Genomic DNA, 25,995 nt, shown 5'->3' with positions numbered 1-25,995 from the left:
GCGTACTGTCTGGATGAACGCGTTGTCTGGACGTTTTTCGCGAGCAAGCTCGCTCCTACAGAGGAAGGCGTACGTCTTATCGAGCCATAAGCGCAGCCTCGTCAGGCTAACTTGCTGATTTTTAAGCCCCTGATACGAGTGCTGTAACAGGGGAGTGGACGTCTGCACCTTTTAAAAGGTTCCATAATTAACAGCGATAGCCACCGTAGGAGCTGCCGAAGGCTGCGATCTTTTGATCTTGATCTTCAGCGTTTTTTAAAAAATCCAGATCAAAAGATCGCAGCCTTCGGCACCTCCTACAGGGGGATTCGGTGTTCGGGGGGGCTACGGACGGTGGTCCGTGACGGTCGGTTTGCGCTATACTCGCCGCCCTTTTTTGAATCACCGCCAGGCGATTTCCCATGACCAAACAGGCCGCCGAAGTCGCGAAACGCCGCACTTTCGCCATTATTTCCCACCCCGATGCCGGTAAAACCACCATCACCGAGAAGCTCCTGCTGATGGGCAAGGCGATTGCGGTTGCCGGCACGGTGAAGTCTCGCAAGTCCGACCGCCATGCCACTTCCGACTGGATGGAAATGGAAAAGCAGCGGGGTATTTCGATTACCACGTCGGTCATGCAGTTTCCGTATCGCGAGCACATGATCAACCTGCTCGACACCCCGGGCCACGAAGACTTCTCCGAAGATACTTACCGCACCTTGACGGCGGTGGACTCGGCGTTGATGGTCCTCGACGGCGGTAAGGGTGTAGAGCCTCGGACCATCGCCCTGATGGACGTTTGCCGTCTGCGCGACACGCCGATCGTCAGCTTCATCAACAAACTCGACCGCGACATCCGCGACCCGATCGAACTGCTCGACGAAATCGAAGCGGTCCTGAAGATCAAGGCCGCGCCGATCACCTGGCCGATCGGTTGCTACCGCGACTTCAAGGGCGTTTATCACCTCGCCGACGACTACATCATCGTGTACACCGCCGGTCACGGCCACGAGCGTACCGATGTGAAAATCATCGAGAAGCTCGACTCCGATGAAGCCCGCGCGCACCTCGGTGACGAGTACGACCGCTTCGTCGACCAGCTGGAACTGGTGCAGGGCGCCTGCCACGAATTCAACCAGCAGGAATTCCTCGACGGCCAACTGACGCCGGTGTTCTTCGGTACAGCGCTGGGCAACTTCGGTGTCGATCACGTGCTCGACGCCGTGGTCAACTGGGCGCCGAAACCGCTGGCCCGTGTCGCCAACGAGCGCACCGTGGAACCGGTTGAAGAGAAATTCGCCGGCTTCGTGTTCAAGATCCAGGCGAACATGGACCCGAAACACCGCGACCGTATCGCCTTCATGCGCATCTGCTCCGGCAAGTACGAAAAAGGCATGAAGATGCGCCACGTGCGCACTGGCAAGGACGTGCGGATCGGCGATGCCCTGACGTTCTTCTCCTCCGAGCGTGAGCAACTGGAAGAAGCGTTTGCCGGCGACATCATCGGCCTGCACAACCACGGCACCATCCAGATCGGCGACACCTTCACCGAAGGCGAAGTCCTGGGCTTCACCGGTATCCCGCACTTCGCCCCGGAGCTGTTCCGTCGCGTGCGTCTGCGTGACCCGCTGAAATCCAAGCAATTGCGTCAAGGCTTGCAGCAATTGGCCGAAGAAGGCGCCACCCAGGTGTTCTTCCCCGAGCGCAGCAACGACATCATCCTCGGCGCCGTTGGTGTGCTGCAGTTCGACGTGGTCGCCAGCCGCTTGAAAGAGGAATACAAGGTCGAGTGCTCCTATGAGCCGATCACCGTGTATTCCGCGCGCTGGATCGATTGCGACGATAAGAAGAAGTTTGAGGAGTTCCGGGTCAAGGCCGTGGAAAACCTTGCGGTCGACGGCGGTGGTCACCTGACCTACCTGGCCCCGACCCGCGTCAACCTGGCGCTGATGGAAGAGCGCTGGCCGGACGTGAGATTCCGTGCAACGCGTGAGCATCATTAAGCGCTGAGCCGAAACACCAGAAGCCCCGACGCGAAAGCCTCGGGGCTTTTTTGCGTCCGTTGTTGCTTCCATACGCTCCGCGCGGGTGCCCGGGACCAAAAACGGATCAAAAGATCGCAGCCTTCGGCAGCTCCTACGCTGATCTCTGTAGGAGCTGCCGAAGGCTGCGATCCTTTGATTTTTTTCGGAATAACCCTTATTCAAAACCAATCTCTACATCCACCGCATTCCGTCTTTTCGTTAGCGTCCTATCTGGAGAACCCGGCTGATCGGAACTAGATTTCACAGAGCGCCCAGCCAGGCACATGTGTTTCACCTGCGGAAGGATGGATTCGGCTATGAACAGGTTGCTACGTGTTTTGTTTCTGTTGAAGGTGGTGGTGATGCTGTCCCTCGGCAGTTCGGCGGTGTGGGCCGAATGCGAGGATCACGATACCCAGGCGGCGAGCGGTCAGGTCGTGCAGGGGGATCTGATGCTGGCCAAATCTGAATCCGAGCCAGGCGACCAGGGCCAGGGCGGTAGCGCGGACGATGACGACTCGACCACCGACGAGCCGGACACCGATGAGGAGGAAGGGGCTTAAATAACAAGCAAAAGAAAACCTCTTCTGCCCCGACTGATGCGCAGTCGGGGCAGAAGAGGTTAATGAACAGGTCGCCTACCCCATGTGGGAGCGGGCTTGCTCGCGAAGGCGGTGTGTTAGTGACGGTAATACTGACTGATACACCGCTTTCGCGAGCAAGCCCGCTCCCACATTTTGTTTACGCCGCGCCGTCGAGGAATTGCTCGGCGTAGTGGCAAGCCACCTGGCGGTTATCGAGAGGGCGCAGGGCTGGCTCTTCGGTTTTGCAACGGTCGGTCGCGTACGGGCAGCGCTTGTGGAAAGCGCAGCCCGACGGCGGGTTCAACGGGTTGGGCAGCTCGCCGACGATCTTGATTTTCGGCTTGTTCGGGTCCGGGTGAATGGTCGGGGTGGCCGACAGCAACGCCTGGGTGTACGGGTGCAGGGGACGCTCGTAGATGTCGTTCTTCGGGCCCATTTCCACCGGGCGACCGAGGTACATCACCATCACGTCATCGGCAACGTGCTGCACCACCGCGAGGTTGTGCGAGATGAACACGTAGGCGGTGTTGAACTCTTGCTGCAAATCCATGAACAGGTTCAGCACCTGTGCCTGGATCGACACGTCCAGCGCCGAGGTCGGCTCATCCGCCACCAGCACTTTAGGCTGCAACATCATCGCGCGGGCGAGGGCGATCCGCTGGCGCTGACCGCCGGAGAACATGTGCGGATAGCGCTGATAATGCTCAGGGCGCAAACCCACCTGCTTCATCATTGCCTGCACTTTCTCGCGACGTTCCGAGGCGCTCAGGTTGGTGTTGATCAATAACGGCTCTGCAAGCTGATCACCGACTTTCTGCCGTGGGTTCAACGAGGCGTACGGGCTCTGGAACACCATCTGCACGTCTTTGCGCAGTTGCTTGCGTTGAGCCTTGTCAGCACCGGCAACTTCCTGCCCGGCGATTTTCAAGGAGCCGGAGGACGGTTCTTCGATCAGCGTCAGGGCACGGGCCAGGGTGGATTTGCCGCAACCGGATTCGCCTACAACGGCGAGGGTCTTGCCGGCTTCCAGCTCGAACGACACACCGTTCAGGGCGCGGACGGTCGCATGGCCCTTGAACAGGCCACGGGACACTTCGTAGTGACGGGTGAGGTCGCGGGCGGTAAGTACGACGGCCATTACGCCACCTCCTGGTTCAGCGGGTAGAAGCAGCGGGCGAGGCTGTTGCTTTTCTGGTCAAGGGTCGGACGTTGCGCGCGGCAGTTGTCCTGCACATACGGGCAGCGCGGCGACAGCAGGCAACCTTGCGGGCGGTCATAACGGCCGGGAACGATGCCCGGCAGCGTGGCCAGGCGCGTGGCGCCGAGGCTGTGTTCCGGAATCGCCTTGAGCAGCGCTTCGCTGTACGGGTGCGCCGGAATGTCGAACAGCTGCGGCACCTGACCGACTTCGACCGCCTGGCCGGCGTACATCACGCACACACGCTGGGCGGTTTCGGCCACGACCGCGAGGTCGTGAGTGATCAGCACCAGGCCCATGTTCTGCTCTTTCTGCAACGCCAGCAGCAGGTCCATGATCTGCGCCTGAATCGTCACGTCCAGTGCGGTGGTCGGTTCGTCGGCGATCAGCAGTTTCGGTTCGCCGGCAATCGCCATGGCGATCGCAACGCGTTGGCTCATGCCACCCGACAGTTGATGCGGGTAGGCGTCCATACGGCTGGCGGCGCCCGGGATTTCAACTTTTTCCAGCAGTTCGATGGCGCGGGCGCGAGCTTGCTTGCCGGACATTTTCAGGTGCAGACGAAGGACTTCTTCGATCTGGAAACCGACGGTGTAGCTCGGGTTCAGCGCGGTCATCGGGTCCTGGAAGACCATGGCCAGGTCTTTACCGACGATTTGCCTGCGCTGACGGTTGCTGAGCTTGAGCATGTTCTTGCCATCGAAATTCAGGGCGTCGGCGGTGACGATCCCCGGATGTTCGATCAAGCCCATCAGCGCCATCATGGTCACGGATTTACCGGAACCCGACTCGCCAACGATGGCCAGTACTTCGCCCTTGTCCACGGAGATGTCGAGCCCGTCGACCACCGGAACGGCGTTCTTGTCGCCGAAGCGAACGTTGAGATTCTTGATTTCTAACAGTGACATTTGAATCTCCTCAGGCGGCGTTCTTGAGTTTCGGGTCCAGCGCATCGCGCAGGCCGTCGCCCATCAAGTTGATTGCCAGCACGCTGAGCAAAATGGTCAAACCAGGCAGACTTACCACCCACCAGGCGCGTTCGATGTAGTCGCGAGCCGAAGCCAGCATGGTGCCCCACTCAGGCGTCGGCGGTTGTACGCCAAGGCCGAGGAAGCCCAGTGCGGCGGCATCGAGAATGGCCGAGGAGAAGCTCAGGGTCGCCTGAACGATCAGCGGCGCCATGCAGTTCGGCAGCACGGTGATGAACATCAGGCGCGGCAGGGTGGCACCGGCCAGGCGCGCGGCGGTCACGTAGTCGCGGTTCAACTCGCCCATCACCGCAGCGCGGGTCAGACGAACATAGGACGGCAGGGACACCACGGCGATCGCGATCACGGTGTTGATCAGGCCAGGGCCGAGGATGGCGACAATCGCCACGGCCAGCAGCAGGGATGGCAGGGCCAGCATGATGTCCATCAGACGCATGATGGTCGGGCCGAGCAAGCGCGGGAAGAAACCGGCGAACAGACCCAGCAGGATGCCCGGGATCAGCGACATCACCACCGACGACAGGCCGATCATCAAGGACAGACGCGAGCCATTGATCAGGCGCGACAGCAGGTCGCGACCCAGTTCATCGGTGCCGAGCAGGAACTGGATCTGCCCACCTTCCAGCCAGGCTGGCGGGGTCAGCAGGAAGTCGCGGTATTGCTCGCTCGGGTTATGCGGGGCGACCCACGGCGCGAAGATCGCGCAGAAAATCACCAGCAGCATGAACATCAGGCCGGCGACGGCACCTTTGTTCTTGGAGAACGCTTGCCAGAATTCTTTGTACGGGGACGGATACAGCAGGCTTTGATCGACTGCTACCGCTGGAATTGGAGTGGTCATGGTCATGATGATCTCAGCGCTGATGACGGATGCGTGGGTTGGCAAAGCCGTAGAGGATGTCCACCACGAAGTTGACCAGAATCACCAGGCAGGCGATTAACAGGATGCCGTTCTGCACCACGGGATAGTCCCGTGCGCCAATGGCTTCGATCAGCCATTTGCCGATGCCGGGCCACGAGAAGATGGTTTCGGTCAGGACCGCGCCGGCCAGCAATGTGCCGACTTGCAGGCCGACCACGGTCAGTACCGGAATCAGCGCGTTGCGCAGGCCGTGAACGAACACCACGCGCGACGGCGACAGGCCTTTGGCGCGGGCGGTACGGATGTAGTCCTCACGCAGCACTTCGAGCATCGACGAACGGGTCATCCGCGCAATAACAGCCAGCGGGATGGTGCCGAGCACGATGGCCGGCAGGATCAGGTGATGCAGCGCATCGAAGAACGCACCGACGTCATCGGCCAGCAGCGTGTCGATGAGCATGAAGCCGGTGCGCGGCTCGATGTCATAGAGCAGGTCGATCCGCCCGGACACCGGGGTCCAGCCCAGGGACACCGAGAAGAACATGATCAGGATCAGGCCCCACCAGAAGATCGGCATCGAATATCCCGCCAGGGAGATGCCCATCACCCCATGGTCGAACAGGGATCCTCGCTTGAGTGCCGCGATCACCCCGGCCAGAAGGCCCAGGATGCCGGCGAACAACAGAGCGGCCATGGACAGTTCCAGGGTCGCGGGGAATAGAGAGGTGAATTCGGTCCAGACGCTTTCACGGGTACGCAGGGATTCACCCAGATCGCCGTGAGCCAGTTTGCCAATGTAATCCAGGTATTGGGCATACAGCGGTTTGTTCAGACCTAGGCGTTCCATTGCCTGAGCATGCATTTCGGGGTCGACTCGTCGTTCGCCCATCATTACTTCCACGGGATCGCCTGGGATCATGCGAATCAACGCGAAAGTCAGCAAGGTGATGCCGAAGAACGTGGGGATCAATAACCCCAATCGGCGGGCAATAAAACTAAACATCTTTTGGTGTACCTCATCAGCCGGTTAGGCGTGCCTGGTGTCCCTGGAGTCAGGGACACCGGGAGTTTTCTTATCTACTTCACCTGGGTGGTGGCGAAGTTATTAGTGGTGAGCGGGCTAATGTGATAGCCCTCTACGTTGTTGCGCATTGCGGTGAACATTCTAGTGTGTGCCATGCTGATCCATGGCTGGTCCTGATTAAAAATAACCTGGGCCTGTTCGTACAGCGCCGCCCGCTCGGCCGGATCGGTTTTTTCACGGGCCTGGTCGATCAGCGCCTGGAACTTGTCATTGCACCAGCGTGCATAGTTTTCGCCGTTCTTCGCGGCTTCGCAACTGAGCATAGGCGTCAGGAAGTTATCCGGGTCGCCGTTATCACCCGCCCATCCGGCGGAAACCATATCGTGCTCGCCGTTTTTCGCGCGTTTGAGCATTTCGCCCCATTCCATCACGCGGATGTCGATCGTGATCCCGACCTTGGCCAGGTCAGCCTGCATCATCTGCGCGCCGAGCATCGGGTTCGGGTTGGTCGGGCCGCCACCGTTGCGGGTAAACAGGGTGAAGGTGGTGCCTTCCGGTACGCCGGCTTCCTTGAGCAGGGCGCGGGCCTTGTCCAGATCACGGACCGGGTTTTTCAGGCTGTGATTGTAACCCAGCAGCGTGTCCGGGAACGGGTTGACCGCTACGGTTGCATTGCCTTTGCCAAACAGCGCGCTGACATAAGCCTCTTTATCGAAGGCGATGTCGATGGCTTTGCGCACCCGCACGTCACTCATGTACTTGTGCGAGGTGTTCATGGCGATGTACGAAACGGTCATTGCGTTCAGTTCATCGACGCTCAGTTTGGCGTCTTTCTTGATGCTCGGGATGTCATCCGGCTTCGGATACAGCGCCACCTGGCACTCGTTGGCCTTGAGCTTTTGCAGGCGCACGTTGTTATCGGTGGCGATGGCCAGGATCAACGAGTCCGCCGGCGGCTTGCCACGGAAGTAGTCCGGGTTGGCCTTGAAGCGAACCTGAGCGTCCTTGGCGTAACGCTGGAAAATGAACGGGCCGGTACCGACCGGTTTGTTGTTCAGGTCGCCGGTCTTGTTCGCCTTGAGCAACTGATCGGCGTACTCGGCGGAATAGATCGAAGAGAACGCCATGGCGATGTCGGCCAGGAACGGTGCTTCGCGGCGGGTCAGGGTGAAGGTGACTGTGTTGTCGTCGATCTTCTCGACGCTTTTCAGCAGTTCCTTGAAGCCCATGCTTTCAAAGTACGGGAAGCCCACGCTCGACAGTGTGTGCCACGGGTGTTTCGGGTCCAGTTGACGCTGGAAGCTCCAGACCACGTCGTCGGCGTTCATGTCGCGGGTCGGCTTGAAGTATTCGGTGGTGTGAAACTTGACGCCTTTGCGCAGGTGGAACGTGTAGGTCAGGCCGTCCTCGCTGATGTCCCAGGACTCGGCCAGCGCCGGAATCACGTCCGTGGTGCCGGGCTTGAAGTCCGCCAGGCGGTTGAAGATGGTTTCGGCCACTGCATCGGCTGTGACTGCAGTCGTGTACTGAACCATGTCGAAGCCTTCGGGGCTGGCTTCGGTGCAAACCACCAGGGGTTTGGCCGAGACGCCAACGGCAACACTCAGCAACGCGGCAGCGATGGCCGCACGTAGGGGAAGCATTTTCATCAAGAACCCTCTGCAATCGGTTGAACAGGAAAAAACCGATCGGCCGACTCGTCATGAGTCAGCCGTCGGCTAGCGCTTTTTACAAAATTTTGAACGGGATGGTGGTCACGAGACGGAACTCGTTGATGCTGCCGTCAGCCTGGTTATCGCTGGCGCGGTGGGTGGTGTAGGAAGCGCGAACTGTAGTGGCCTTGAGCGGACCGCTCTGCACGGCGTACGAAGAACCGATGCCGTATTCATAGTGGTTCTCGCCGTCCATGTTGCGCACGTCGTAGGCGGTGCCGGTGTAGTGCGTACCGTCGATGCCCCAGCCGCGAGCCTGGTAGATGTTGAACTTCAGGCCTGGCACGCCGTATTCAGCCATGTTCAGGCCGTAGGCGACCTGGAAGGACTTCTCGTTCGGGCCGTTGAAGTCCGAAAGCAGGGAGTTGGCCAGGTAGATGCCGTTGGTTTCATGCAGGTAGTCGAAGTACTCGTTACCGTTCACTTCCTGATAAGAGAAAGTCAGGCTGTGGGCCTGGTGAGTCAGGCCCAGCGACAGCGAGTAAGCGTCGTTGTCGATCTCACCCATCAACTTTTTGCCTTCGTCGACGGTTTTGTAGTAGTTCAGGCCGGTGCTCAGGCTCAGGACCGAGCTGTCGCCCAGTTCGTGAGCGGCGCCGAAGTAGTACTGGTTCCAGAAGTCTTCGACGTTGGTCGCGTAGAGGCTGGTTTTCAGGCTTTTCAGCGGCTGATAGTTCAGACCTGCGGTGTTTACGTGGTCGGTTTCAGCGCCGTTGCTAGTGTACTCAGAGGTGAATTTCGTCAGGCTCTGCTCGGTACGAGGCGATACGCGGTCGAAGGTGCCGAGGTCGAACGACAGGTTGTCGAACTCTTCGCTGTGGATGGCCACACCTTCAAAGCTCGAAGGCAGCGGACGGTTGCCGATGACGTCTACGATCGGGCTGCTGAAGTTCATGCGGCCGGCAGTCAGCGTGGTGTTGGAGATCCGTGCCTTGACGTTGGCCAGGCCCAGTTTGCTCCACTGATCCACAGCGTCGCCGTTGGTGTGAGCCAGGGTACGGTTGCCACCGCCCTTGATGTCTTCGCGGCTACGATCCAGTGCAACGACGTTGTAAGCAGCGACTTCGGTGCTGAAACCCACGGTGCCTTGGGTGAAACCCGAGGTGTAATTCAGGATGGTGCCTTGAAGCCAGTTGATACGGCGCGTGCCGGTCAGGGTCTCGCCGTGGCGCTCGTATTTGAAGGTGGCGCCTCGCTGTTTAACTTCGTTGGCGTACCAGTTACGGGTGGTGCCCGACAGGCTCTGGCCATCAATGAAGCCCTTGGCTTCCGACTGTGCATTGGTGCTTGCCAGTTGGGTCGGAACGAAGTCCTGGCTTTGGGATTCTGCGTAGGCCGTGGCGGTGACGCTGCTGATGGCCAGGGCCAATAACGCGGTGCTGCTCAGTTTCATGGGTGAAGCTCCTTTCTTTCTCTTTTTAATGCCGGTCTTTTTTGGTGATCCGGCTATTGGTTTAAAACAATCAGGGCATCGCAAACGTTTGCTGCAGGCCTGTTAGGCGAATTACGGCAACACGCTTGCGTGAGGGCGGAATCCGCCCCCAGCGTTTTTGGCTAATCGGTTATTGGTCGATACTGACGCCCGAGAACACGTTGCGGCCGAATGGACTCACCTTGAATCCTTCGACTTTGGTGCTTAACGGCTGGTTGACCGTCGAGTGGGCGACAGGCGTGATCGGCACTTGCTGCTTGAGCAACTGCTGAGCCTGTTTGTAGAGCACGGTGCGCTGGTCACGATCGGTGACGACCTTGGCCTGCTTGATCAGCTTGTCGTAAGCCGGATCACACCATTGGGAATAGTTGTTGCCGCCAATGGCGTCGCAGCTGTAAAGCGTGCCGAGCCAGTTGTCCGGGTCCCCGTTGTCGCCGGTCCAGCCAATCAGGCTGACGTCGTGCTCGCCATTCTTGGTGCGCTTGATGTACTCGCCCCATTCGTAGCTGACGATCTTCACTTTGAGACCGATCTTCGCCCAGTCCGCCTGGAGCATTTCGGCCATCAACTTGGCGTTCGGGTTGTACGGGCGCTGAACCGGCATCGCCCACAAAGTGATTTCGGTGCCTTCCTTCACGCCGGCAGCCTTGAGCAGTTCCTTGGCCTTTGCCGGGTTGTAGGCGGCGTCTTTGATAGTTTCGTCGTAGGACCATTGCGTCGGCGGCATGGCGTTTTGCGCCAACTGCCCGGCACCCTGGTAAACGGCGTTGAGAATGCCTTGCTTGTTCACCGCCATGTCCAGCGCCTGGCGCACTTCAAGCTGGTCGAACGGCTTGTGGCGCACGTTGTAGGCGATGTAGCCGAGGTTGAAGCCGGGCTTCTCGATGAGCTTGAGTTTGGCGTCGTTCTTCAACGCGTCGACGTCGGCTGGGCGAGGGTGCAGGGTGATCTGGCACTCGTTGGCCTTTAGCTTCTGCACCCGCACCGACGCATCGGTGTTGATGGCGAAAATCAGGTTGTCGAGCTTGACCCGGCTCGGGTCCCAGTACTGCTTGTTGCCGCTGTAACGGATGTTGGAATCCTTGATGGTGGTGTCGTAAGACCACTGGGTCGGCGGCATGGCGTTGACGGCCAGTTGACCTGCACCCTGGTAAACGGAATCAATGATCTGCTGCTTGTTGACGGCCATGTCCAGTGCCTGACGCACTTTCAGTTGAGCCATCGGGTTCGGCTGATCGCTGCCCTTGATCTTGTCCATCACGTTGTAGGCGATGTAACCCAGGTTGAAACCAGCCTGGTCAGGCACCTTCAGGGTCTTGTCTTCCTTCAGCGCCTTCAGGTCGGCCGGACGTGGGAACAGAGTGATCTGGCACTCGCCCTTCTTCAGCTTCTGGATACGCACCGACGGGTCGGTGGTGATGGCGAAGATCAGGTTGTCGATCTTGACGTCGTCAGGCTTCCAGTAGTCCTTGTTCCCGGTGTAGCGGATGTTGGAGTCTTTCTGGTAGCTCTTGAACACGAACGGACCAGTGCCGACCGGCTTCTGGTTGATGTCGGCAGCTTTGCCTTCTTTCAGCAGCTGGGCCGCGTACTCGGCGGACTGGACCGAAGCGAAGCTCATGGCCATGTTCTGGATGAACGCAGCATCAACTTCCTTGAGGGTGAAGGTGACGGTGTGGTCGTCGACTTTATCGATCTTGGTGATGTTGGTGTCCATCCCCATGTCGGTGAAGTACGGGAATTCGGTCGGGTACGCCTTACGGAACGGATCATCCTTGTTAATCATGCGATTAAAGGTGAACAGCACGTCGTCGGCGTTGAACTCGCGAGTCGGCTTGAAGTACGGGGTGGTGTGGAACTTGACGCCTTCACGCAGATGGAAGGTGTAAGTCAGGCCGTCAGCGGAGATGTCCCACTTGGTCGCCAGACCAGGAATCACGGCGGTGCCGCCGCGCTCGAACTGAGTCAGGCGGTTGAACATGGTTTCTGCAGAGGCGTCGAAGTCGGTTCCGGTGGTGTACTGACCAGGATCAAAACCGGCCGGGCTCCCTTCGGAGCAAAACACCAGGTTAGTCGCCGCTTGGGCGAAAGGTGCGGCAGCTAACAAGCTGGCGCCGACTAAAAACGGAATGACCGCGTGTTTGAGCATGTTGGCCTCATGATTTGTTGTCATTTTTGGAATTGAGGACGACCTCGTGAGCCGTGCCTGCGGATACTTATGCAGGGGCCATACCCATTGCAAGATCCTGAATGGCTACAAGCCTTAAACAGTGGCACGAACGTACCTTAATGTCGCATATGTATAAATTGACGCGCATTTGACCGTTTGCGCAGGGTTTTTACGGTGCAAACCGTGCACCGGCAGGGGGCGGCCTGGGATGTTTGGTGCACTCCGTTGGAGCGTGGTGTTACTTATTTATACCCACTATGTAATAGGGGGGAGGCCGAATGGACTGACGCCGGTGACGGGCTGGAGCACCGTCGAGTTGGCGAGTGGCGTGATAGGTATTTGTTGCTTAAGGATTTGTTGTGCCTGTCTGTACAGTTTGACTCGTGGCTGTTTGTCAGTGGACACCTTGGCGGCCTGATAGCCGACCAGATTTGCGCTGTTGCCCCGGATCCTGTGGGAGCTGGCTTGTCGGGTCGCCGCATCGCTGCGATGGCGGCCTGACAGCCGACCCATCTCTCTCAGACGTTCGCTGACCCTCTGTGTGAGCGAGCCCGCTCGCGAAGGCAGCGGTGCGATCACCACAAATCAGGCAGTCCCTCTGACTTTTTCAGGCAATAAAAAACGGCGATCACTTCGGTGATCGCCGTTTTTGTGTACAGGCTATCGAATCAAGGCATCAACACTTCAATCGCCCCATCCGCTGTCATGCTGACCTGGCTGGTGCCGGCCTCGACTTCCGGCGTCACCGGCGCGGCATCCATGCTCGCCGCTTTCATCATCATCGGCCCGCGCATGTACGGTTGTGGGTAACCGTTGCTGTTGAGGTTCAGGTTAACGATTTTGTAACCCTTGCCGCCCAGCGCATCGGTGGCCAGTTGCGCGCGGGCTTTGAAGGCCGTTACAGCATCTTTCAATAACGCATCTTCGCTGGCCTTGCGGGTTGGCGTGGCGATGGCGAAGTCCATGCCGCCCATTTTCAGGTCGGTGAGCAGTTCGCCGGTCAGCTTCGACAGCGCGGCGAAGTCGGAGCTTTCCAGGCGCAGTTCGGCACGTTCACGCCAGCCAGTGATTTTCTGGCCCTTGGTGTCGTAGATCGGGTAGCTGTTGCGGCTGCCTTGGCGCAGGGTGATGTCTTTGACTTGCTTGGCCTGGGCCAGCGCCTTGTTCATGGTGGTGCTGACGTCCGCGGCGAGTTTGACCGGGTCGGTGTTTTGTTCTTCGGTGTAGAGGGTCACGATCATCAGGTCGCGGGCCACTTCCTGACTGACTTCGGCACGCAGGGAAATCTGGTTGTAATGCAGCTCGTCGGCGGCCACGGCCGGGAGGCTGGCGACGGTGCCAACGCTGAGGGCGAGAAGGGCGGCGCTGCGGCGGAAAGTGTGCATGAAAACTCCTTGGACGATGCGCAGGGGTTGAGTCCGAGCCTGCGTGAAACCATCAGACTCTAGCTTTGATGATCCGGTTCGCACAGTTACAACTTCTATACAGATGGACAGGTGATCCACTGAAGGGCTTTTGTGGCGAGGGAGCTTGCTCCCGCTGGACTGCGAAGCAGTCCCAAAACCTGCCACTGCGATTCATAACGTAAAACGCGTCAGCCGAGTTGCGTCTGCTGCGCCCGGGCGCGGATCGGCCGGCGGGAGCAAGCTCCCTCGCCACAGGGGGCATCCTCCACCCATACACGCACCTGTGGCCGTTTGCCGCACTTTTGCCTGCCAGCCCCCGCGCTTCGTTATACTCCGTGCGATCCGCCTGGAGCGCTCATCAGGAGAGCTCATGCTCGCCCCCGTTCAAATCACTTCCGCCACTCGCCAGAATCTCTGGCGGCTGACATTCATCCGCACCTTGGTGCTGGCCGCCCAGGCCGGCTCCGTGGGCCTGGCTTACTGGCTCGACTTGCTGCCGCTACCCTGGTTTCAACTGGCCGCGACCCTTGGTTGCTCGATGTTGCTGTGCGCGTTCACGGCGATTCGCCTGCGCACCTCATGGCCCGTCACAGAACTCGAATACGCCGTGCAACTGGCCTGCGACCTTTTTATCCACAGCGCCTTGCTGTATTTCTCCGGTGGCTCGACCAACCCTTTCGTCTCTTATTACCTGGTGCCGCTGACCATCGCCGCCGTGACGCTGCCATGGCGTTATTCGGTGATCCTGTCGGGCATCGCGCTGACGATGTACACCTTGCTGCTGGCGCGTTTCTATCCGCTGCAAACCTTCCCGGTTGCCCGGGAAAACCTGCAGGTTTATGGGATGTGGCTGAGTTTCGCCCTGGCCGCGGCGGTGATTACGTTCTTCGCCGCGCGCATGGCTGAAGAGCTGCGCCGTCAGGAAGAGCTGCGCGCCATCCGTCGCGAAGAAGGTCTGCGCGATCAGCAATTGCTGGCCGTCGCGACTCAGGCAGCCGGCGCCGCCCATGAACTGGGCACGCCGCTGGCGACCATGAGCGTGCTGCTCAAGGAAATGCGCCAGGACCATCACGACCCGATGTTGCAGGACGACCTCAGCGTGCTGCAGGATCAGGTCAAACTCTGCAAAGAGACCTTGCAGCAGCTGGTTCGGGCGGCGGAAGCCAATCGCCGTTTGGCGGTGGAGATGCAGGACGTCACCGACTGGCTCGACGAAGCGCTGAACCGCTGGCACCTGATGCGCCCGGAAGCCAGCTACCGCTTCCAGCGTCTGGGCCAGGGCACCGTGCCGCGCATGGCGCCGCCGCCGGACCTGACCCAGGCGCTGCTGAATTTGCTGAACAACGCCGCTGATGCGTGCCCCGAAGGGCTGCAAGTGACGCTGGACTGGAATGCCGAGGACTTGACCATCAGCATTCGCGACCACGGCGCCGGTGTGCCGTTGGCCATTGCCGAACAGATTGGCAAACCGTTTTTTACCACCAAGGGCAAAGGTTTCGGCCTGGGCCTGTTTTTGAGCAAAGCCAGCGTGACACGCGCCGGCGGCTCAGTGAAACTCTACAGTCATGAGGAAGGCGGCACGCTCACCGAGCTGCGCCTGCCCCGTGTCGCCCGAGGAGACGAACATGAGTGACGAGATCCAAGTCGAAGGCGAAGAACTGCCGCATTTGCTGCTGGTAGATGACGACGCCACGTTCACCCGCGTGATGGCGCGCGCCATGTCCCGCCGTGGTTTTCGCGTCAGCACCGCCGGTTCCGCCGAGGAGGGCCTGACCATTGCCCAGGCCGACATCCCGGATTACGCCGCGCTGGACCTGAAAATGGACGGCGATTCGGGCCTGGTGTTGTTGCCGAAACTGCTCGAGCTCGACCCGGACATGCGCGTGGTGATCCTCACCGGTTATTCGAGCATTGCCACCGCCGTCGAGGCGATCAAGCGCGGTGCCTGCAACTACCTGTGCAAACCGGCGGATGCCGATGACGTCCTTGCTGCGCTGCTCTCCGAGCACGCCGACCTCGACTCCCTGGTGCCGGAAAACCCGATGTCGGTGGACCGCCTGCAGTGGGAACACATCCAGCGCGTGCTGACCGAACACGAAGGCAACATCTCCGCCACAGCCCGCGCCCTGGGCATGCACCGCCGCACGCTGCAGCGCAAACTGCAGAAGCGCCCCGTTCGTCGCTGAACCTGCGCTGAACGAATGCCGGCCACGCCTCGCGACAAACCGAACCGATCATCTATGATCGGTTCGTGCCTGTACTTTTCTTTATCGAGCCTTATCCATGAATCAGAACGCTGAATATTCCGCGGTCAACGATGCTGTGCGCGGGCAGTTTTTTCGCAAAGTCTGGGCGATGATCACGCCCTATTGGCGCAGCGAGGAGAAGGTCAAGGCCTGGACGCTGCTGATCGCGGTGATTGCGTTATCGTTGATCAGCGTGGGGATCTCGGTGTGGTTCAACACCTGGTACAAGGATTTTTACAACGCTCTGCAGCAAAAGGACGAAGAGGCGTTCTGGCGGCTGATTCTGTATTTCTGCGGGATTGCGGCGGTGGCGATTATCGGTGCCGTGTACCGGCTCTATCTGACCCAGATGCTGACCATTCGCTGGCGTGCCTGGCTCACGGAAAAGCATTTCGCCCGCTGGCTTGGCAACAAGAATTACTACCAGCTGGAGCAGGGCGGTTACACCGATAACCCGGACCAACGGATTTCAGAAGACCTCAACAATTTCACCTCCAATACCCTGGAATTGGGCATTGGTTTACTTCGCAACGTTGTCAGCCTGGTGTCGTTCTCGATCATTTTGTGGGGCGTGTCGGGCAGTCTCGATGTGTACGGTTTTACCATTCCCGGCTATATGTTCTGGTGTGTGCTGGTCTATGCCGTGATCGGTAGCTGGCTGACGCATCTGATCGGTCGCCGTTTGATCGGCCTGAACAATCAACAACAACGCTTCGAAGCCGACCTGCGTTTCTCGATGGTGCGGATTCGCGAAAATGCCGAGAGCATTGCGCTGTACAACGGCGAGCCCAATGAAAACCGTCGCTTGAGCAACCGCTTCGGGCTGGTCTGGCACAACTTCTGGGACATCATGAAGGTGTCCAAGCGTCTGACGTTCTTCACAGCAGGTTACTCCCAGGCCGCCATCGTCTTTCCGTTCATGGTCGCCGCGCCACGTTATTTCGCTGGCAAGATCGAACTCGGTGAGCTGATGCAAATCAGTTCGGCGTTCGGCAATGTGCAGGAGAGTTTCAGCTGGTTTATCAATGCGTATCAGAACCTCGCGGCGTGGCGCGCCACCTGTGATCGTTTGCTGAGTTTCCGTCAGGCCATGACCGATAACGAAGAGCGTGCGCCGGCCATCGACGTGCAGAATCAAGGTGATGCGTTGAAGGTGCACAACCTTGGCCTCGATCTGGCGGACGGTCGGCATTTGCTGACTAGCGCCGACATGACCGTGGAAGAGGGCGAGCGCGTGATGCTCAGCGGCCGTTCCGGCAGCGGCAAGTCCACGCTGCTACGGGCGATGGGGCATCTGTGGCCGGCGGGCCACGGCAGCATTCGTCTGCCAGCGGCGCGCTATCTGTTCCTGCCGCAAAAACCCTACCTGCCGATTGGCACGCTGCGCGAAGTGCTGAGTTATCCACAGGCCGGCGACACCTATCCGCACGAGCGTTACGTTCACGTGCTGGAAACCTGTCGTTTGCCGCACCTGGTTTCGCGTCTGGATGAAGCAAATCACTGGCAACGCATGCTCTCGCCGGGTGAACAGCAACGCCTGGCCTTTGCCCGTGCGCTGCTTTATGCGCCGCAATGGCTGTACATGGACGAAGCGACCTCGGCGATGGACGAGGAGGATGAGGCGTCGCTGTATCAGGCGTTGATCGATGAAATCCCGGGGCTGAGCATCGTCAGCGTCGGGCATCGCAGCAGTCTGAAGCGTTTCCACCCGCGGCATGTGCGCATTGAAAACGGACATCTGGTGGATCAGGCCGTGACCGCGTAACACCACTCACCCTGTAGGAGCGAGCTTGCTCGCGATGGACTTGAAAGCGCCGCGTTTACTCAGAAAACACGCGTTATCGTTAGCCTCCATCGCGAGCAAGCTCACTCCTACAGAGGCGATGGTGATCGTACAGCCGCCTTGAACGAAAGCGCGGCCCACGCCAGCGATGCCGTGGCCTCGGACTTCCAGTTCCACCTGCAAATCACGCTGTCGACCGGCAACCGCTATTTCACCGACATCATGACCCACCTGGGCGCCAGTATCATTCCGCGTACGCGCCTCAACTCGGCGCGCCTGGCCCATGATGACCAGCAGCACTACATGAGCCGTCTGAGCCGTGAGCACGAAGAAATCTACGATGCGATTGCCCGGCAGGATTCCGATGCCGCGCGGGCAGCGATGCGCCTGCATTTGACGAACAGCCGCGAGCGGTTGCGCCACGCGCATGAAGAGGCCGAGGCGCAGCGCTGAATCATCACGCTTCGACGTAGAGCTTCAGGCGCTCCGAATACGGTTCCAGACTGGATTCATCAGCGAATTTGTAGCGCAAGTCGACTGCTGAATCCGAGTATTTCTCCAGCACCGCTTTGGGGATGAGCAGCTCGATTCCACTGAGTTTGACCATGTCATCGACGGCGTCATCCCAGACGCCGGTCGGCGCTTTGCAACCCTTCCAGTCGGGCAAATCCGGATCGGCTCCGAGTATCGGGTAAACATCCCAGTTCGCCTCGAAATCACCCGAATCGGGTACAAGAATTTTCAACGTGTCATTCAGGCTCGACAACTTCACGATCGTCACTTCGGATTCGTGAAGAGCCAGCTGCGGAAGAATAGGCGGGGCAAGTGTCATGAGGGGGGCGCTCTCCGTGCGAGGTGGGTCGTGATTCATTCACGACGGGCTTCGCACAGTACGAGCGTTTTGGCGGGTGCGCTGAAAATGATGATGACCAGGCGTTTCAGACAGTGAGTGTCGATACGCCCATGCGCATGGGCGTATCGAACGTGACGGGGCTTAGCCTTTTGTCAGGAACGAGCGATTTGCTGTCTTCGTCGTGCATGAAGCGGGTAATCAACGAGCCCAGATCACTCGGCGTGACCACCGCCGCCAATTGTTTGCGTGGCACGCGCAGGTGGCCAGCGGAAAACAGGTCGGTCAGGTAGTGATCAGCGAAAGCGTTCATCGCGTAAGCCAGTTCAATCGACTTGTCGTCGCCAGTGTTATGGGCGATCACCGCTTGTTGCAATGCGGCCGTGTGCCCGGCGATGTAGGCCAGTAGTGCCCATTCGGCGAAGTGATCGGCGTTGTTGGCCGCCAGTTTCAGGTAGCGGCCCAATGGATACAGGGCCGAGACGACACTGCCGCCGCCGGTGATCTTGTTCCACTCGTCCGAGCTGATCCTCGGCATGCAGTGCGGCGGCAGTGATGCGTTCTCCGGGATCACCGCCAACCCGGCGCTGGGTTACGCCTCGGACCTGTTGCTACGCACGGGCGCGACGGTGATGTTTTCCGAAGTCACCGAAGTGCGCGACGCGATTTACCTGCTGACGTCCCGCGCGGAAACTGAGGAAGTCGCTCAAGAACTGGTGCGGGAAATGGACTGGTACGATCGTTACCTGGCCAAGGGCGAAGCGGACCGCAGCGCCAACACCACGCCGGGCAACAAGAAGGGCGGGTTGTCGAACATTGTCGAGACGTCGTTGGGGTCGATCGTCAAATCCGGCAGCAGCGCGATCAACGGAGTGCTGGGTCCTGGCGAACGCTTCAAGCGCAAAGGACTGATTTTCTGCGCGACCCCGGCCAGTGATTTTGTCTGCGGGACGTTGCAACGGGCGGCGGGGATGAACCTGCATGTGTTCACCACCGGGCGCGGTACGCCGTATGGTTTGGCGATGGCGCCGGTGGTGAAGGTGTCGACCCGGACTGAACTGGCGCAGCGCTGGCCGGACCTGATCGACATCGATGCGGGGCGGATTGCGACTGGGCGGGCTTCGATCGAGGATCTTGGGTGGGAGTTGTTTCACTTCTATCTGGACGTGGCGAGCGGCAAGAAGCAGACGTGGGCCGAGAGGCACAAGCTGCATAACGACATCACGTTGTTCAACCCGGCGCCGATCACCTAAGACTGTGGCGAGGGAGCTTGCTCCCGCTGGACTGCGTAGCAGTCCCAATTTTTGGGGCCGCTTCGCGACCCAGCGGGAGCAGGCTCCCTCGCCATTCTGGGATCGGTCTACCAGACGCCAACGTCCTGGGTGGCTTATCATTAGCCCCCTAACGACGCCCACCCAAGGTAACTCCCGGCATGCTGGCAATCTTCCTCGAAACCCTGAACATCACCGCGCCGGTGTTTGCCATGCTGTTTCTGGGTGTGCTGCTCAAGCGCATCGACTGGATCAACGACAATTTCATCCACACCGCGTCGGCCCTGGTGTTCAACGTCACCATGCCGGCGTTGCTGTTTCTGGGCATCCTGCATGCCGACCTGCACGCCGCGCTGCAACCGGCGCTGCTGATCTATTTTTCGATTGCGACGCTGGTGTGTTTCGCCATCGCCTGGGGCTGGGCGATCTGGAAGTGTCCGCGTGCAGACCGCGGGATTTACACCCAGGGCGCCTTTCGCGGCAACAACGGCGTGATCGGCCTTGCACTGGCGGCGAGCATGTACGGTGATTACGGCATTTCCCTCGGGGCGATTCTCGCGGCGCTGGTGATCCTGTTTTACAACACGCTCTCGACCATTGTGCTGGCGGTGTACAGCCCGGTGATCAAGTCCGATCCGTGGAGCATCTGCAAAAGCGTGATGATTAACCCGTTGATCATCAGCGTGTTTGCGGCGGCGCCATTTGCGTATTTCAAGATCGGTTTGCCGGGCTGGCTCGAGACGTCCGGTCAGTACCTGGCGCAAACCACGTTGCCGTTGGCGTTGATCTGCATTGGCGGCACGCTGTCGCTGGCGGCAATGCGCAAGAGCGGCTCGATGGCGTTGAGTTCAAGCCTGGTGAAGATGATCGGCCTGCCGGTGCTGGCGACGCTGGGCGCGTGGCTATGGGGTTTTCGCGGGGCGGAGTTGGGGATTCTGTTCCTGTACTTCGGCAGCCCGACTGCGGCGGCGAGTTTTGTCATGGCCCGGGCGGCCAATGGCAATCATGAACTGGCGGCGGCGATCATTGTGATTACTACGTTGATGGCGGCGGTGACCACCAATATCGGGATCTTTTTGTTGCAGTGGGGCGGGTGGATGTAGGAGCTGCCGAAGGCTGCGATCTTTTGATTGATTTTGGCGTGCTCGGCAGTGGCAAAGATCAAAAGATCGCAGGCTGCGCCAGCTCCTACACGGGCTTCTGGTAAGTGTCGATCACTTCCTGCGCCGCCCGAAACGCATCGATCGCCGCCGGCACACCGGCATACACCGCGCAATGCAACAGTGCCTCGCGAATCTCTTCCACGGTGCAGCCGTTGTTCAGCGCACCGCGCACGTGACCTTTCAATTCCTGCGGGCACTTCAGCGCGGTCAGCGCGGCGAGGGTGATCAGGCTGCGGGTTTTCAGCGGCAAGCCCTCGCGATTCCACACGCTGCCCCAGGCGTGTTCATTGACGAAATCCTGCAACGGCTGGGTGAACTCGGTGGCATTGCCCAACGCGCGGTCGACGAAGGCGTCGCCCATCACTTGGCGGCGGACTTCAACGCCGGGCTTTTTATGGTCGGTCATGGCAATTCCCTCTTGTGGTGTTGGCGACGCCAGGCGCGCAGCGACGTGAACAACAGAAACGCCACCAGCGCCGGCAGGACGAAAAGCAGCATCAGGTGTTCAAGCTTGCCCGCCAGCGGCATGCCGGTGGTGAACGACACCACGTGCAGACCGTAAGCCAGGTACAAACCCAAAAACAGCAGACCTTCGGCGCGGGTCACCCGATAACCGGAATAGAACATCGGCAAGCACAGCACCGCGACGCCGAGCATCACCGGCAAGTCGAAATCCAGCGCATTGGGCGAGACCGACAACGGTGACGGCGCGATCAGTGCGGTAACGCCCAGCACGCCCAGAAGGTTGAGCAGGTTGCTGCCGATCACGTTGCCTACGGCGATGTCCCGCTGACCACGCAAGGCCGCGATCAACGAAGTGGCGAGTTCCGGCAGGGAGGTGCTGACGGCGACGATGGTCAGGCCGATGATCCTTTCCGACAGCCCCAGGTCAGTGGCGACCGACACCGCGGCGCCCAACAGCAAGTGCCCGGCGTACACCAGCATCGCGAGGCCGGCGACGATCATCAACAGGCTGCTGAACCATGGCACTTGTGGAGCATCATGCGTTGTCGATTGCGGACGGACCGAGTGCCGCGACTGTCGCAGCAACAAGCCCAGGTACAGCGCCAGCGCCGTCAGCAGCATCACGCCATCAACCCGGGTCAGTTCTTTATTCCATGCCAGAACGAACACCAGCAGGCTGGCGCCAATCATCAACGGAATATCCAGACGCACCAGTTCCCGCGAAACCCGCAGCGGGATGATCAGCGCCGAGAGCCCCAGGGTGACGAGAATGTTGAAGATGCTGCTGCCAATCACGCTGCCGACGGCGATGTCGGCGTTCTGCGCCAGGGTGGCTTGCAGGCTGACCGCCATTTGCGGGGCGCTGCTGCCGAGGGCGACGATGGTCAGGCCAATGATCAGCGGCCGCACGTGCAGTCGCGCGGCCAGGCGCACGGCGGCGCGCACCATCAGCTCGGCGCCGGCGATCAGTAAAACCAGGCCGCTGAGCAGTTCAATCAGGCTGAGCAGGGGAATGTCGGCGAGTCCGAAAATGGTTGGGGCTCCGTCAGTCAGTCGAGGGCTTGCACGCGAACCCGTGCGGTGCCGCTTTTGAGCATGCCCAGTTGCTCGGCGGCTTCATGAGACAAGTCGATCAGGCGCCCGCGAGTGTACGGCCCGCGATCATTGATACGCACCACGCAGGACTTGTCGTTCTTCAGATTGGTGACCTTCACCCGCGTACCAAAGGGTAGCTGGCGGTGGGCGGCGGTCAGGGAATTCTTGTTGAAACGTTCACCACTGGCGGTGCGTTTGCCCTGGTGTTTGGCGCCGTAGTAGGACGCCACGCCTGTCTGGTTGTAGCCGTGTGGATCGACAACATCGGTGCTGGCGCAACCGGCCAGCAGAGAGAGCAGGGCGCAGACACTAAACAAACGCTTCATTTGAAAGGCTCCCAAAATAAATGTGGCGAGGGAGCTTGCTCCCGCTCGGCCGCGAAGCGGTCGCAAAATCGGCTGATGCATTCTTACAGAAAGAATACGTTTGCCGATTTGGGTCTGCTTCGCAGACCAGCGGGAGCAAGCTCCCTCGCCACAGGGAATTGAGCCAGTGTTCAGAGCTGGCTCCATTCTCATCAGCCTTCGAGCTTGCTTTTCAGCAGTTCGTTGACCTGTTGCGGGTTGGCCTTGCCTTTGGAGGCTTTCATGGCCTGGCCGACGAAGAAGCCGAACATCTTGCCGCGTTTGGCTTCGTCTGCCGCGCGGTATTGTTCGACCTGCTCGGCGTTGGCCGCGAGCATTTCGTCCAGCACTGCCGAGATCGCGCCGCTGTCGGTAACCTGCTTCAGACCGCGCTTGTCGATGATCTCGTCCGCGCTGCCTTCGCCGTTGGCCATGGCTTCAAACACCACCTTGGCGATCTTGCCGGAGATGGTGTTGTCCTTGATGCGCAACAGCATGCCGCCCAGTTGCTCGGCCGAGACCGGCGACTGCTCGATGTCCAGGCCCTGTTTGTTCAACAGGCTGCCCAGTTCAACCATCACCCAGTTCGCCGCCAGTTTCGCGTCGCCGCTGATGCTGACGACTTTCTCGAAGTAATCGGCTTGCTCGCGGCTGGTGGCCAGGACGCTGGCGTCGTAGACCGACAGACCGAACTGCTCCTGGAAACGCTCGCGTTTCTGCGGAGGTAATTCCGGCAGTGTTGCGCGCACGTCCTCGAGGAACGAGTCCTCGATGACCACCGGCAGCAGGTCCGGATCCGGGAAGTAACGGTAGTCGTTGGCTTCCTCTTTGCTGCGCATCGGACGGGTTTCGTCCTTGTTCGGATCGTACAGACGGGTCTGCTGGATCACCTTGCCGCCGTCTTCGATCAGTTCGATCTGACGCTGCACTTCGCTGTTGATCGCCTTCTCGATGAAGCGGAACGAGTTGACGTTCTTGATCTCGCAGCGGGTGCCATATTCAACCTGGCCCTTCGGACGGATCGACACGTTGCAGTCGCAACGCAGCGAACCTTCGGCCATGTTACCGTCGCAGATGCCCAGGTAACGCACCAGCGCGTGGATCGTCTTGACGTAGGCCACGGCTTCCTTGGCGCTGCGCATGTCCGGCTCCGAGACGATTTCCAGCAGCGGTGTGCCGGCACGGTTCAGGTCGATGCCGGTGGCGCCGTTGAACTCTTCGTGCAGGCTTTTACCGGCGTCTTCTTCCAGGTGCGCACGGGTCACGCCGACACGTTTGATCGTGCCGTCGTCCAGCGCGATGTCCAGGTGGCCCTTGCCGACGATCGGCAACTCCATCTGGCTGATCTGGTAGCCCTTCGGCAGGTCCGGGTAGAAATAGTTTTTACGGGCGAACACGTTGTGCTGGCCGATCTCGGCGTCAATTGCCAGACCGAACATCACCGCCATGCGCACCGCTTCCTGGTTCAGCACCGGCAATACGCCGGGCATGCCGAGGTCAACCAGGCTGGCCTGGGTGTTCGGCTCGGAACCGAAAGTGGTGGAACTGCCGGAAAAGATTTTCGACCGGGTGGTGAGCTGGGTGTGAATCTCCAGCCCGATCACGACTTCCCATTGCATGTGTTTCTCCTCAGAAGCCGGTTGGGGTGCGGGTGTGCCAGTCAGTGTTTAGCTGATACTGGTGCGCAACGTTGAGCAAGCGGCCTTCCTGGAAATACGGGGCGAGCAATTGCACGCCGACCGGCAGACCGTCGACAAAACCGGCTGGCATGGACAAGCCCGGCAGACCGGCGAGGTTGGCGGTGATGGTGTAGACGTCTTCCAGATAGGCAGCGACCGGGTCGCTGTTCTTGGCGCCGAGCTTCCAGGCCGGGTTCGGCGTGGTCGGGCCGAGGATGATGTCGACCTCGTTGAAGGCGGTCATGAAGTCGTTCTTGATCAAGCGACGAATCTTCTGCGCCTTCAGGTAATAGGCGTCGTAGTAACCGGCCGACAGCGCGTAGGCACCGACCATGATCCGGCGCTGCACTTCCGGGCCGAAACCTTCGCCACGGGAACGCTTGTACAGGTCTTCCAGGTTTTTCGGGTCTTCGCAGCGATGGCCGAAACGCACGCCATCGAAACGCGACAGGTTGGAAGAGGCTTCTGCCGGGGCGATCACGTAGTACGCAGGAATCGCGTGCTGCATGTTCGGCAGGCTGATTTCCTTGATCACGGCGCCGAGCTTTTTCAGCTCTTCGACACTGGCCATGACCAGGTCGGCGATACGCGGGTCCAGGCCAGCGCTGAAGTATTCCTTCGGCACACCGATGCGCAGGCCTTGCAGCGAACCGTTGAGGCTGGCGCTGTAATCAGGCACCGGCTCGTCGATGCTGGTGGAGTCCTGCGGGTCGAAACCCGCCATGCCTTGCAGCAGGATCGCGCAGTCTTCGGCAGTGCGGGCCAGGGGGCCGCCCTGATCGAGGCTGGAGGCGTAAGCGATCATGCCCCAGCGCGAAACGCGACCGTACGTCGGTTTCAGGCCGGTGAGGTTGGTCAGGGCTGCGGGCTGACGGATCGAGCCGCCCGTGTCGGTGCCGGTCGCCGCCGGCAGCAGTCGCGCAGCAACCGCAGCCGCCGAACCGCCGGACGAGCCGCCCGGAACGTGTTCCAGGTTCCATGGGTTTTTCACCGCGCCGTAATAGCTCGACTCGTTGGCCGAACCCATGGCGAATTCGTCCATGTTGGTCTTGCCCAGCGTCACAGCGCCGGCAGCCGCCAGTTTGGCAACCACGGTGGCGTCGTACGGTGCTTTGAAATTGTCGAGCATCTTCGAGCCGCAGCTGGTGCGGATGCCCTGGGTGCAGAACAGGTCTTTGTGGGCGATCGGCGCGCCGAGCAGGGCGCCGCTCTCACCATTGGCCCGGCGTGCGTCAGCGGCTTTCGCCTGCTGGAGCGCCAGCTCTTCGGTGAGGCTGATGAAGCTGTTGAGCTGAGGATCGAGCTGGGCGATGCGCGCCAGCAGGGTTTTGGTCAGCTCTTCGGAAGAAAACTTTTTATCGGCGAGTCCGCGGGCGATCTCGGCCAGAGTCAATTGATGCATTGCAGGCTCTTTCCCTTTAGTCGATGACTTTCGGAACCAGGTACAGGCCGTTTTCGACCGCTGGTGCGATGGACTGATAGGCCTCGCGATGATTGGTCTCGGTCACGACGTCTGCACGCAGACGCTGGCTGGCTTCCAGTGGGTGGGCGAGCGGCTCGATACCGTCGGTATTGACCGCCTGCATTTCGTCGACCAGTCCCAGAATGCTGTTCAGGGCCGAAGTGATGTGTGGAAGATCGGCATCATTGAGGCCCAGACAGGCCAGATGAGCGATTTTTTCCACGTCGGAGCGTTCAAGCGTCATGGGATTCTCC

Annotated in this window: 21 protein-coding genes and 4 pseudogenes; 8 read left to right on the top strand and 17 right to left on the bottom strand. The window is 59.9% G+C overall.

The window, feature by feature from the left end; genetic code table 11:
- Positions 1 to 401: 401 nt before the first annotated feature.
- Positions 402 to 1,985 carry a peptide chain release factor 3 gene (locus tag ACYZTL_RS11570; RefSeq protein WP_461951898.1) on the top strand — a complete coding sequence of 528 codons (1,584 nt, stop codon included), beginning with the start codon at positions 402 to 404 and terminating at the stop codon, positions 1,983 to 1,985.
- 338 nt (positions 1,986 to 2,323) lie between these two features.
- Entirely contained in the window at positions 2,324 to 2,569 is a 246-nt protein-coding gene (locus ACYZTL_RS11565; RefSeq protein WP_461951897.1) for a hypothetical protein, read from the top strand.
- 178 nt (positions 2,570 to 2,747) lie between these two features.
- Here the strand turns inward: ACYZTL_RS11565 and ACYZTL_RS11560 are convergent, their stop codons facing one another.
- From ACYZTL_RS11560 to ACYZTL_RS11520, 9 genes and pseudogenes are all read right to left on the bottom strand, one after another.
- On the bottom strand, positions 2,748 to 3,728 hold the full coding sequence (locus ACYZTL_RS11560; RefSeq protein WP_461951896.1) for a peptide ABC transporter ATP-binding protein: 981 nt from the start codon (positions 3,726 to 3,728) through the stop codon (positions 2,748 to 2,750).
- Positions 3,728 to 4,696 carry an ABC transporter ATP-binding protein gene (locus ACYZTL_RS11555; protein WP_461951895.1) on the bottom strand — a complete coding sequence of 323 codons (969 nt, stop codon included), beginning with the start codon at positions 4,694 to 4,696 and terminating at the stop codon, positions 3,728 to 3,730. The genes ACYZTL_RS11560 and ACYZTL_RS11555 overlap by 1 nt, the downstream gene beginning before the upstream one ends.
- Before the next feature lie 10 nt (positions 4,697 to 4,706).
- The gene (locus ACYZTL_RS11550) at positions 4,707 to 5,618 is read right to left on the bottom strand and encodes an ABC transporter permease subunit (protein ID WP_461954294.1); all 912 of its coding nucleotides are present in this window, start codon (positions 5,616 to 5,618) and stop codon (positions 4,707 to 4,709) included.
- Positions 5,619 to 5,631: 13 nt separating this feature from the next.
- A complete protein-coding gene (locus tag ACYZTL_RS11545) occupies positions 5,632 to 6,642 on the bottom strand; it encodes an ABC transporter permease subunit (protein ID WP_075947650.1) in 1,011 nt (336 codons plus the stop codon).
- 74 nt (positions 6,643 to 6,716) lie between these two features.
- Entirely contained in the window at positions 6,717 to 8,312 is a 1,596-nt protein-coding gene (locus ACYZTL_RS11540) for an ABC transporter substrate-binding protein (protein WP_461951894.1), read from the bottom strand.
- Between the two features lie 79 nt (positions 8,313 to 8,391).
- Complete coding sequence (locus ACYZTL_RS11535; RefSeq protein ID WP_461951893.1) at positions 8,392 to 9,768, bottom strand: OprD family porin; 1,377 nt, start codon at positions 9,766 to 9,768, stop codon at positions 8,392 to 8,394.
- Positions 9,769 to 9,937: 169 nt separating this feature from the next.
- Positions 9,938 to 11,956 (bottom strand): ABC transporter substrate-binding protein, encoded by a 2,019-nt coding sequence (locus ACYZTL_RS11530; RefSeq protein ID WP_461951892.1) that lies wholly within the window; start codon positions 11,954 to 11,956, stop codon positions 9,938 to 9,940.
- Between the two features lie 259 nt (positions 11,957 to 12,215).
- Positions 12,216 to 12,394, bottom strand: a pseudogene (locus tag ACYZTL_RS11525) (ABC transporter substrate-binding protein); the annotation flags it as partial.
- 251 nt (positions 12,395 to 12,645) lie between these two features.
- Positions 12,646 to 13,362 carry an SIMPL domain-containing protein gene (locus tag ACYZTL_RS11520; protein WP_461951891.1) on the bottom strand — a complete coding sequence of 239 codons (717 nt, stop codon included), beginning with the start codon at positions 13,360 to 13,362 and terminating at the stop codon, positions 12,646 to 12,648.
- Positions 13,363 to 13,753: 391 nt separating this feature from the next.
- Here ACYZTL_RS11520 and ACYZTL_RS11515 point away from each other — a divergent pair, with 391 nt between their 5' ends.
- The 4 genes and pseudogenes from ACYZTL_RS11515 to ACYZTL_RS11500 all read left to right on the top strand — a co-directional run.
- A complete protein-coding gene (locus ACYZTL_RS11515; RefSeq protein ID WP_461951890.1) occupies positions 13,754 to 15,016 on the top strand; it encodes an ATP-binding protein in 1,263 nt (420 codons plus the stop codon).
- Entirely contained in the window at positions 15,009 to 15,569 is a 561-nt protein-coding gene (locus ACYZTL_RS11510; RefSeq protein ID WP_461951889.1) for a response regulator transcription factor, read from the top strand. The genes ACYZTL_RS11515 and ACYZTL_RS11510 overlap by 8 nt, the downstream gene beginning before the upstream one ends.
- Before the next feature lie 97 nt (positions 15,570 to 15,666).
- Positions 15,667 to 17,394, top strand: a complete 1,728-nt coding sequence (locus ACYZTL_RS11505) for an ABC transporter ATP-binding protein/permease (protein WP_461951888.1) — start codon at positions 15,667 to 15,669, stop codon at positions 17,392 to 17,394.
- A 135-nt stretch (positions 17,395 to 17,529) separates the two neighbouring features.
- A pseudogene (locus ACYZTL_RS11500) lies at positions 17,530 to 17,865 on the top strand (FadR/GntR family transcriptional regulator); the annotation flags it as partial.
- A 4-nt stretch (positions 17,866 to 17,869) separates the two neighbouring features.
- On the opposite strand, the gene ACYZTL_RS11495 reads toward ACYZTL_RS11500, so the two are convergent.
- The gene (locus tag ACYZTL_RS11495; RefSeq protein WP_461951887.1) at positions 17,870 to 18,244 is read right to left on the bottom strand and encodes a hypothetical protein; all 375 of its coding nucleotides are present in this window, start codon (positions 18,242 to 18,244) and stop codon (positions 17,870 to 17,872) included.
- 187 nt (positions 18,245 to 18,431) lie between these two features.
- A pseudogene (locus ACYZTL_RS11490) lies at positions 18,432 to 18,785 on the bottom strand (phospholipase); the annotation flags it as partial.
- Here ACYZTL_RS11490 and garD point away from each other — a divergent pair.
- Both garD and ACYZTL_RS11480 read left to right on the top strand, forming a co-directional pair.
- A pseudogene (gene garD, locus ACYZTL_RS11485) lies at positions 18,778 to 19,515 on the top strand (galactarate dehydratase); the annotation flags it as partial. The pseudogenes ACYZTL_RS11490 and garD overlap by 8 nt on opposite strands.
- 179 nt (positions 19,516 to 19,694) lie before the next feature.
- Entirely contained in the window at positions 19,695 to 20,636 is a 942-nt protein-coding gene (locus tag ACYZTL_RS11480) for an AEC family transporter (protein ID WP_461951886.1), read from the top strand.
- A gap of 85 nt (positions 20,637 to 20,721) precedes the next feature.
- Here ACYZTL_RS11480 and ACYZTL_RS11475 read toward each other — a convergent pair whose 3' ends face one another.
- The 6 genes from ACYZTL_RS11475 to gatC all read right to left on the bottom strand — a co-directional run bounded on the left by ACYZTL_RS11475 (position 20,722) and on the right by gatC (position 25,985).
- Positions 20,722 to 21,102: a carboxymuconolactone decarboxylase family protein gene (locus tag ACYZTL_RS11475; RefSeq protein WP_461951885.1), complete on the bottom strand. Its 381-nt coding sequence runs from the start codon at positions 21,100 to 21,102 to the stop codon at positions 20,722 to 20,724.
- Entirely contained in the window at positions 21,099 to 22,160 is a 1,062-nt protein-coding gene (locus ACYZTL_RS11470) for a calcium/sodium antiporter (RefSeq protein WP_461954293.1), read from the bottom strand. Before ACYZTL_RS11470 ends, ACYZTL_RS11475 begins: the two co-directional genes overlap by 4 nt.
- 50 nt (positions 22,161 to 22,210) lie before the next feature.
- Positions 22,211 to 22,582 (bottom strand): septal ring lytic transglycosylase RlpA family protein, encoded by a 372-nt coding sequence (locus ACYZTL_RS11465; RefSeq protein ID WP_461951884.1) that lies wholly within the window; start codon positions 22,580 to 22,582, stop codon positions 22,211 to 22,213.
- A gap of 191 nt (positions 22,583 to 22,773) precedes the next feature.
- Positions 22,774 to 24,219: an Asp-tRNA(Asn)/Glu-tRNA(Gln) amidotransferase subunit GatB gene (gatB, locus tag ACYZTL_RS11460; RefSeq protein ID WP_461951883.1), complete on the bottom strand. Its 1,446-nt coding sequence runs from the start codon at positions 24,217 to 24,219 to the stop codon at positions 22,774 to 22,776.
- A gap of 10 nt (positions 24,220 to 24,229) precedes the next feature.
- Positions 24,230 to 25,681, bottom strand: a complete 1,452-nt coding sequence (gene gatA, locus ACYZTL_RS11455) for an Asp-tRNA(Asn)/Glu-tRNA(Gln) amidotransferase subunit GatA (RefSeq protein ID WP_461951882.1) — start codon at positions 25,679 to 25,681, stop codon at positions 24,230 to 24,232.
- A 16-nt stretch (positions 25,682 to 25,697) separates the two neighbouring features.
- Positions 25,698 to 25,985, bottom strand: coding sequence for an Asp-tRNA(Asn)/Glu-tRNA(Gln) amidotransferase subunit GatC (gatC, locus tag ACYZTL_RS11450; protein ID WP_008026876.1), 288 nt, complete (start codon positions 25,983 to 25,985; stop codon positions 25,698 to 25,700).
- Positions 25,986 to 25,995 lie beyond the last annotated feature (10 nt).

Source organism: Pseudomonas sp. LB3P81 (assembly GCF_054897965.1).
The sequence above is the reverse complement of the archived record's forward strand: the minus strand, read 5'-3'. Positions and strand labels throughout refer to the sequence as shown.

Coding starts and splice junctions, on each gene's coding strand:
- ACYZTL_RS11570 (WP_461951898.1), top strand. CDS start 402: ATGACCAAACAGGCCGCCGAAGTCGCGAAACGCCGCACTTTCGCCATT.
- ACYZTL_RS11565 (WP_461951897.1), top strand. CDS start 2,324: ATGAACAGGTTGCTACGTGTTTTGTTTCTGTTGAAGGTGGTGGTGATG.
- ACYZTL_RS11560 (WP_461951896.1), bottom strand. CDS start 3,728: ATGGCCGTCGTACTTACCGCCCGCGACCTCACCCGTCACTACGAAGTG.
- ACYZTL_RS11555 (WP_461951895.1), bottom strand. CDS start 4,696: ATGTCACTGTTAGAAATCAAGAATCTCAACGTTCGCTTCGGCGACAAG.
- ACYZTL_RS11550 (WP_461954294.1), bottom strand. CDS start 5,618: ATGACCACTCCAATTCCAGCGGTAGCAGTCGATCAAAGCCTGCTGTAT.
- ACYZTL_RS11545 (WP_075947650.1), bottom strand. CDS start 6,642: ATGTTTAGTTTTATTGCCCGCCGATTGGGGTTATTGATCCCCACGTTC.
- ACYZTL_RS11540 (WP_461951894.1), bottom strand. CDS start 8,312: ATGAAAATGCTTCCCCTACGTGCGGCCATCGCTGCCGCGTTGCTGAGT.
- ACYZTL_RS11535 (WP_461951893.1), bottom strand. CDS start 9,768: ATGAAACTGAGCAGCACCGCGTTATTGGCCCTGGCCATCAGCAGCGTC.
- ACYZTL_RS11530 (WP_461951892.1), bottom strand. CDS start 11,956: ATGCTCAAACACGCGGTCATTCCGTTTTTAGTCGGCGCCAGCTTGTTA.
- ACYZTL_RS11520 (WP_461951891.1), bottom strand. CDS start 13,362: ATGCACACTTTCCGCCGCAGCGCCGCCCTTCTCGCCCTCAGCGTTGGC.
- ACYZTL_RS11515 (WP_461951890.1), top strand. CDS start 13,754: ATGCTCGCCCCCGTTCAAATCACTTCCGCCACTCGCCAGAATCTCTGG.
- ACYZTL_RS11510 (WP_461951889.1), top strand. CDS start 15,009: ATGAGTGACGAGATCCAAGTCGAAGGCGAAGAACTGCCGCATTTGCTG.
- ACYZTL_RS11505 (WP_461951888.1), top strand. CDS start 15,667: ATGAATCAGAACGCTGAATATTCCGCGGTCAACGATGCTGTGCGCGGG.
- ACYZTL_RS11495 (WP_461951887.1), bottom strand. CDS start 18,244: ATGACACTTGCCCCGCCTATTCTTCCGCAGCTGGCTCTTCACGAATCC.
- ACYZTL_RS11480 (WP_461951886.1), top strand. CDS start 19,695: ATGCTGGCAATCTTCCTCGAAACCCTGAACATCACCGCGCCGGTGTTT.
- ACYZTL_RS11475 (WP_461951885.1), bottom strand. CDS start 21,102: ATGACCGACCATAAAAAGCCCGGCGTTGAAGTCCGCCGCCAAGTGATG.
- ACYZTL_RS11465 (WP_461951884.1), bottom strand. CDS start 22,582: ATGAAGCGTTTGTTTAGTGTCTGCGCCCTGCTCTCTCTGCTGGCCGGT.
- gatB (WP_461951883.1), bottom strand. CDS start 24,219: ATGCAATGGGAAGTCGTGATCGGGCTGGAGATTCACACCCAGCTCACC.
- gatA (WP_461951882.1), bottom strand. CDS start 25,681: ATGCATCAATTGACTCTGGCCGAGATCGCCCGCGGACTCGCCGATAAA.
- gatC (WP_008026876.1), bottom strand. CDS start 25,985: ATGACGCTTGAACGCTCCGACGTGGAAAAAATCGCTCATCTGGCCTGT.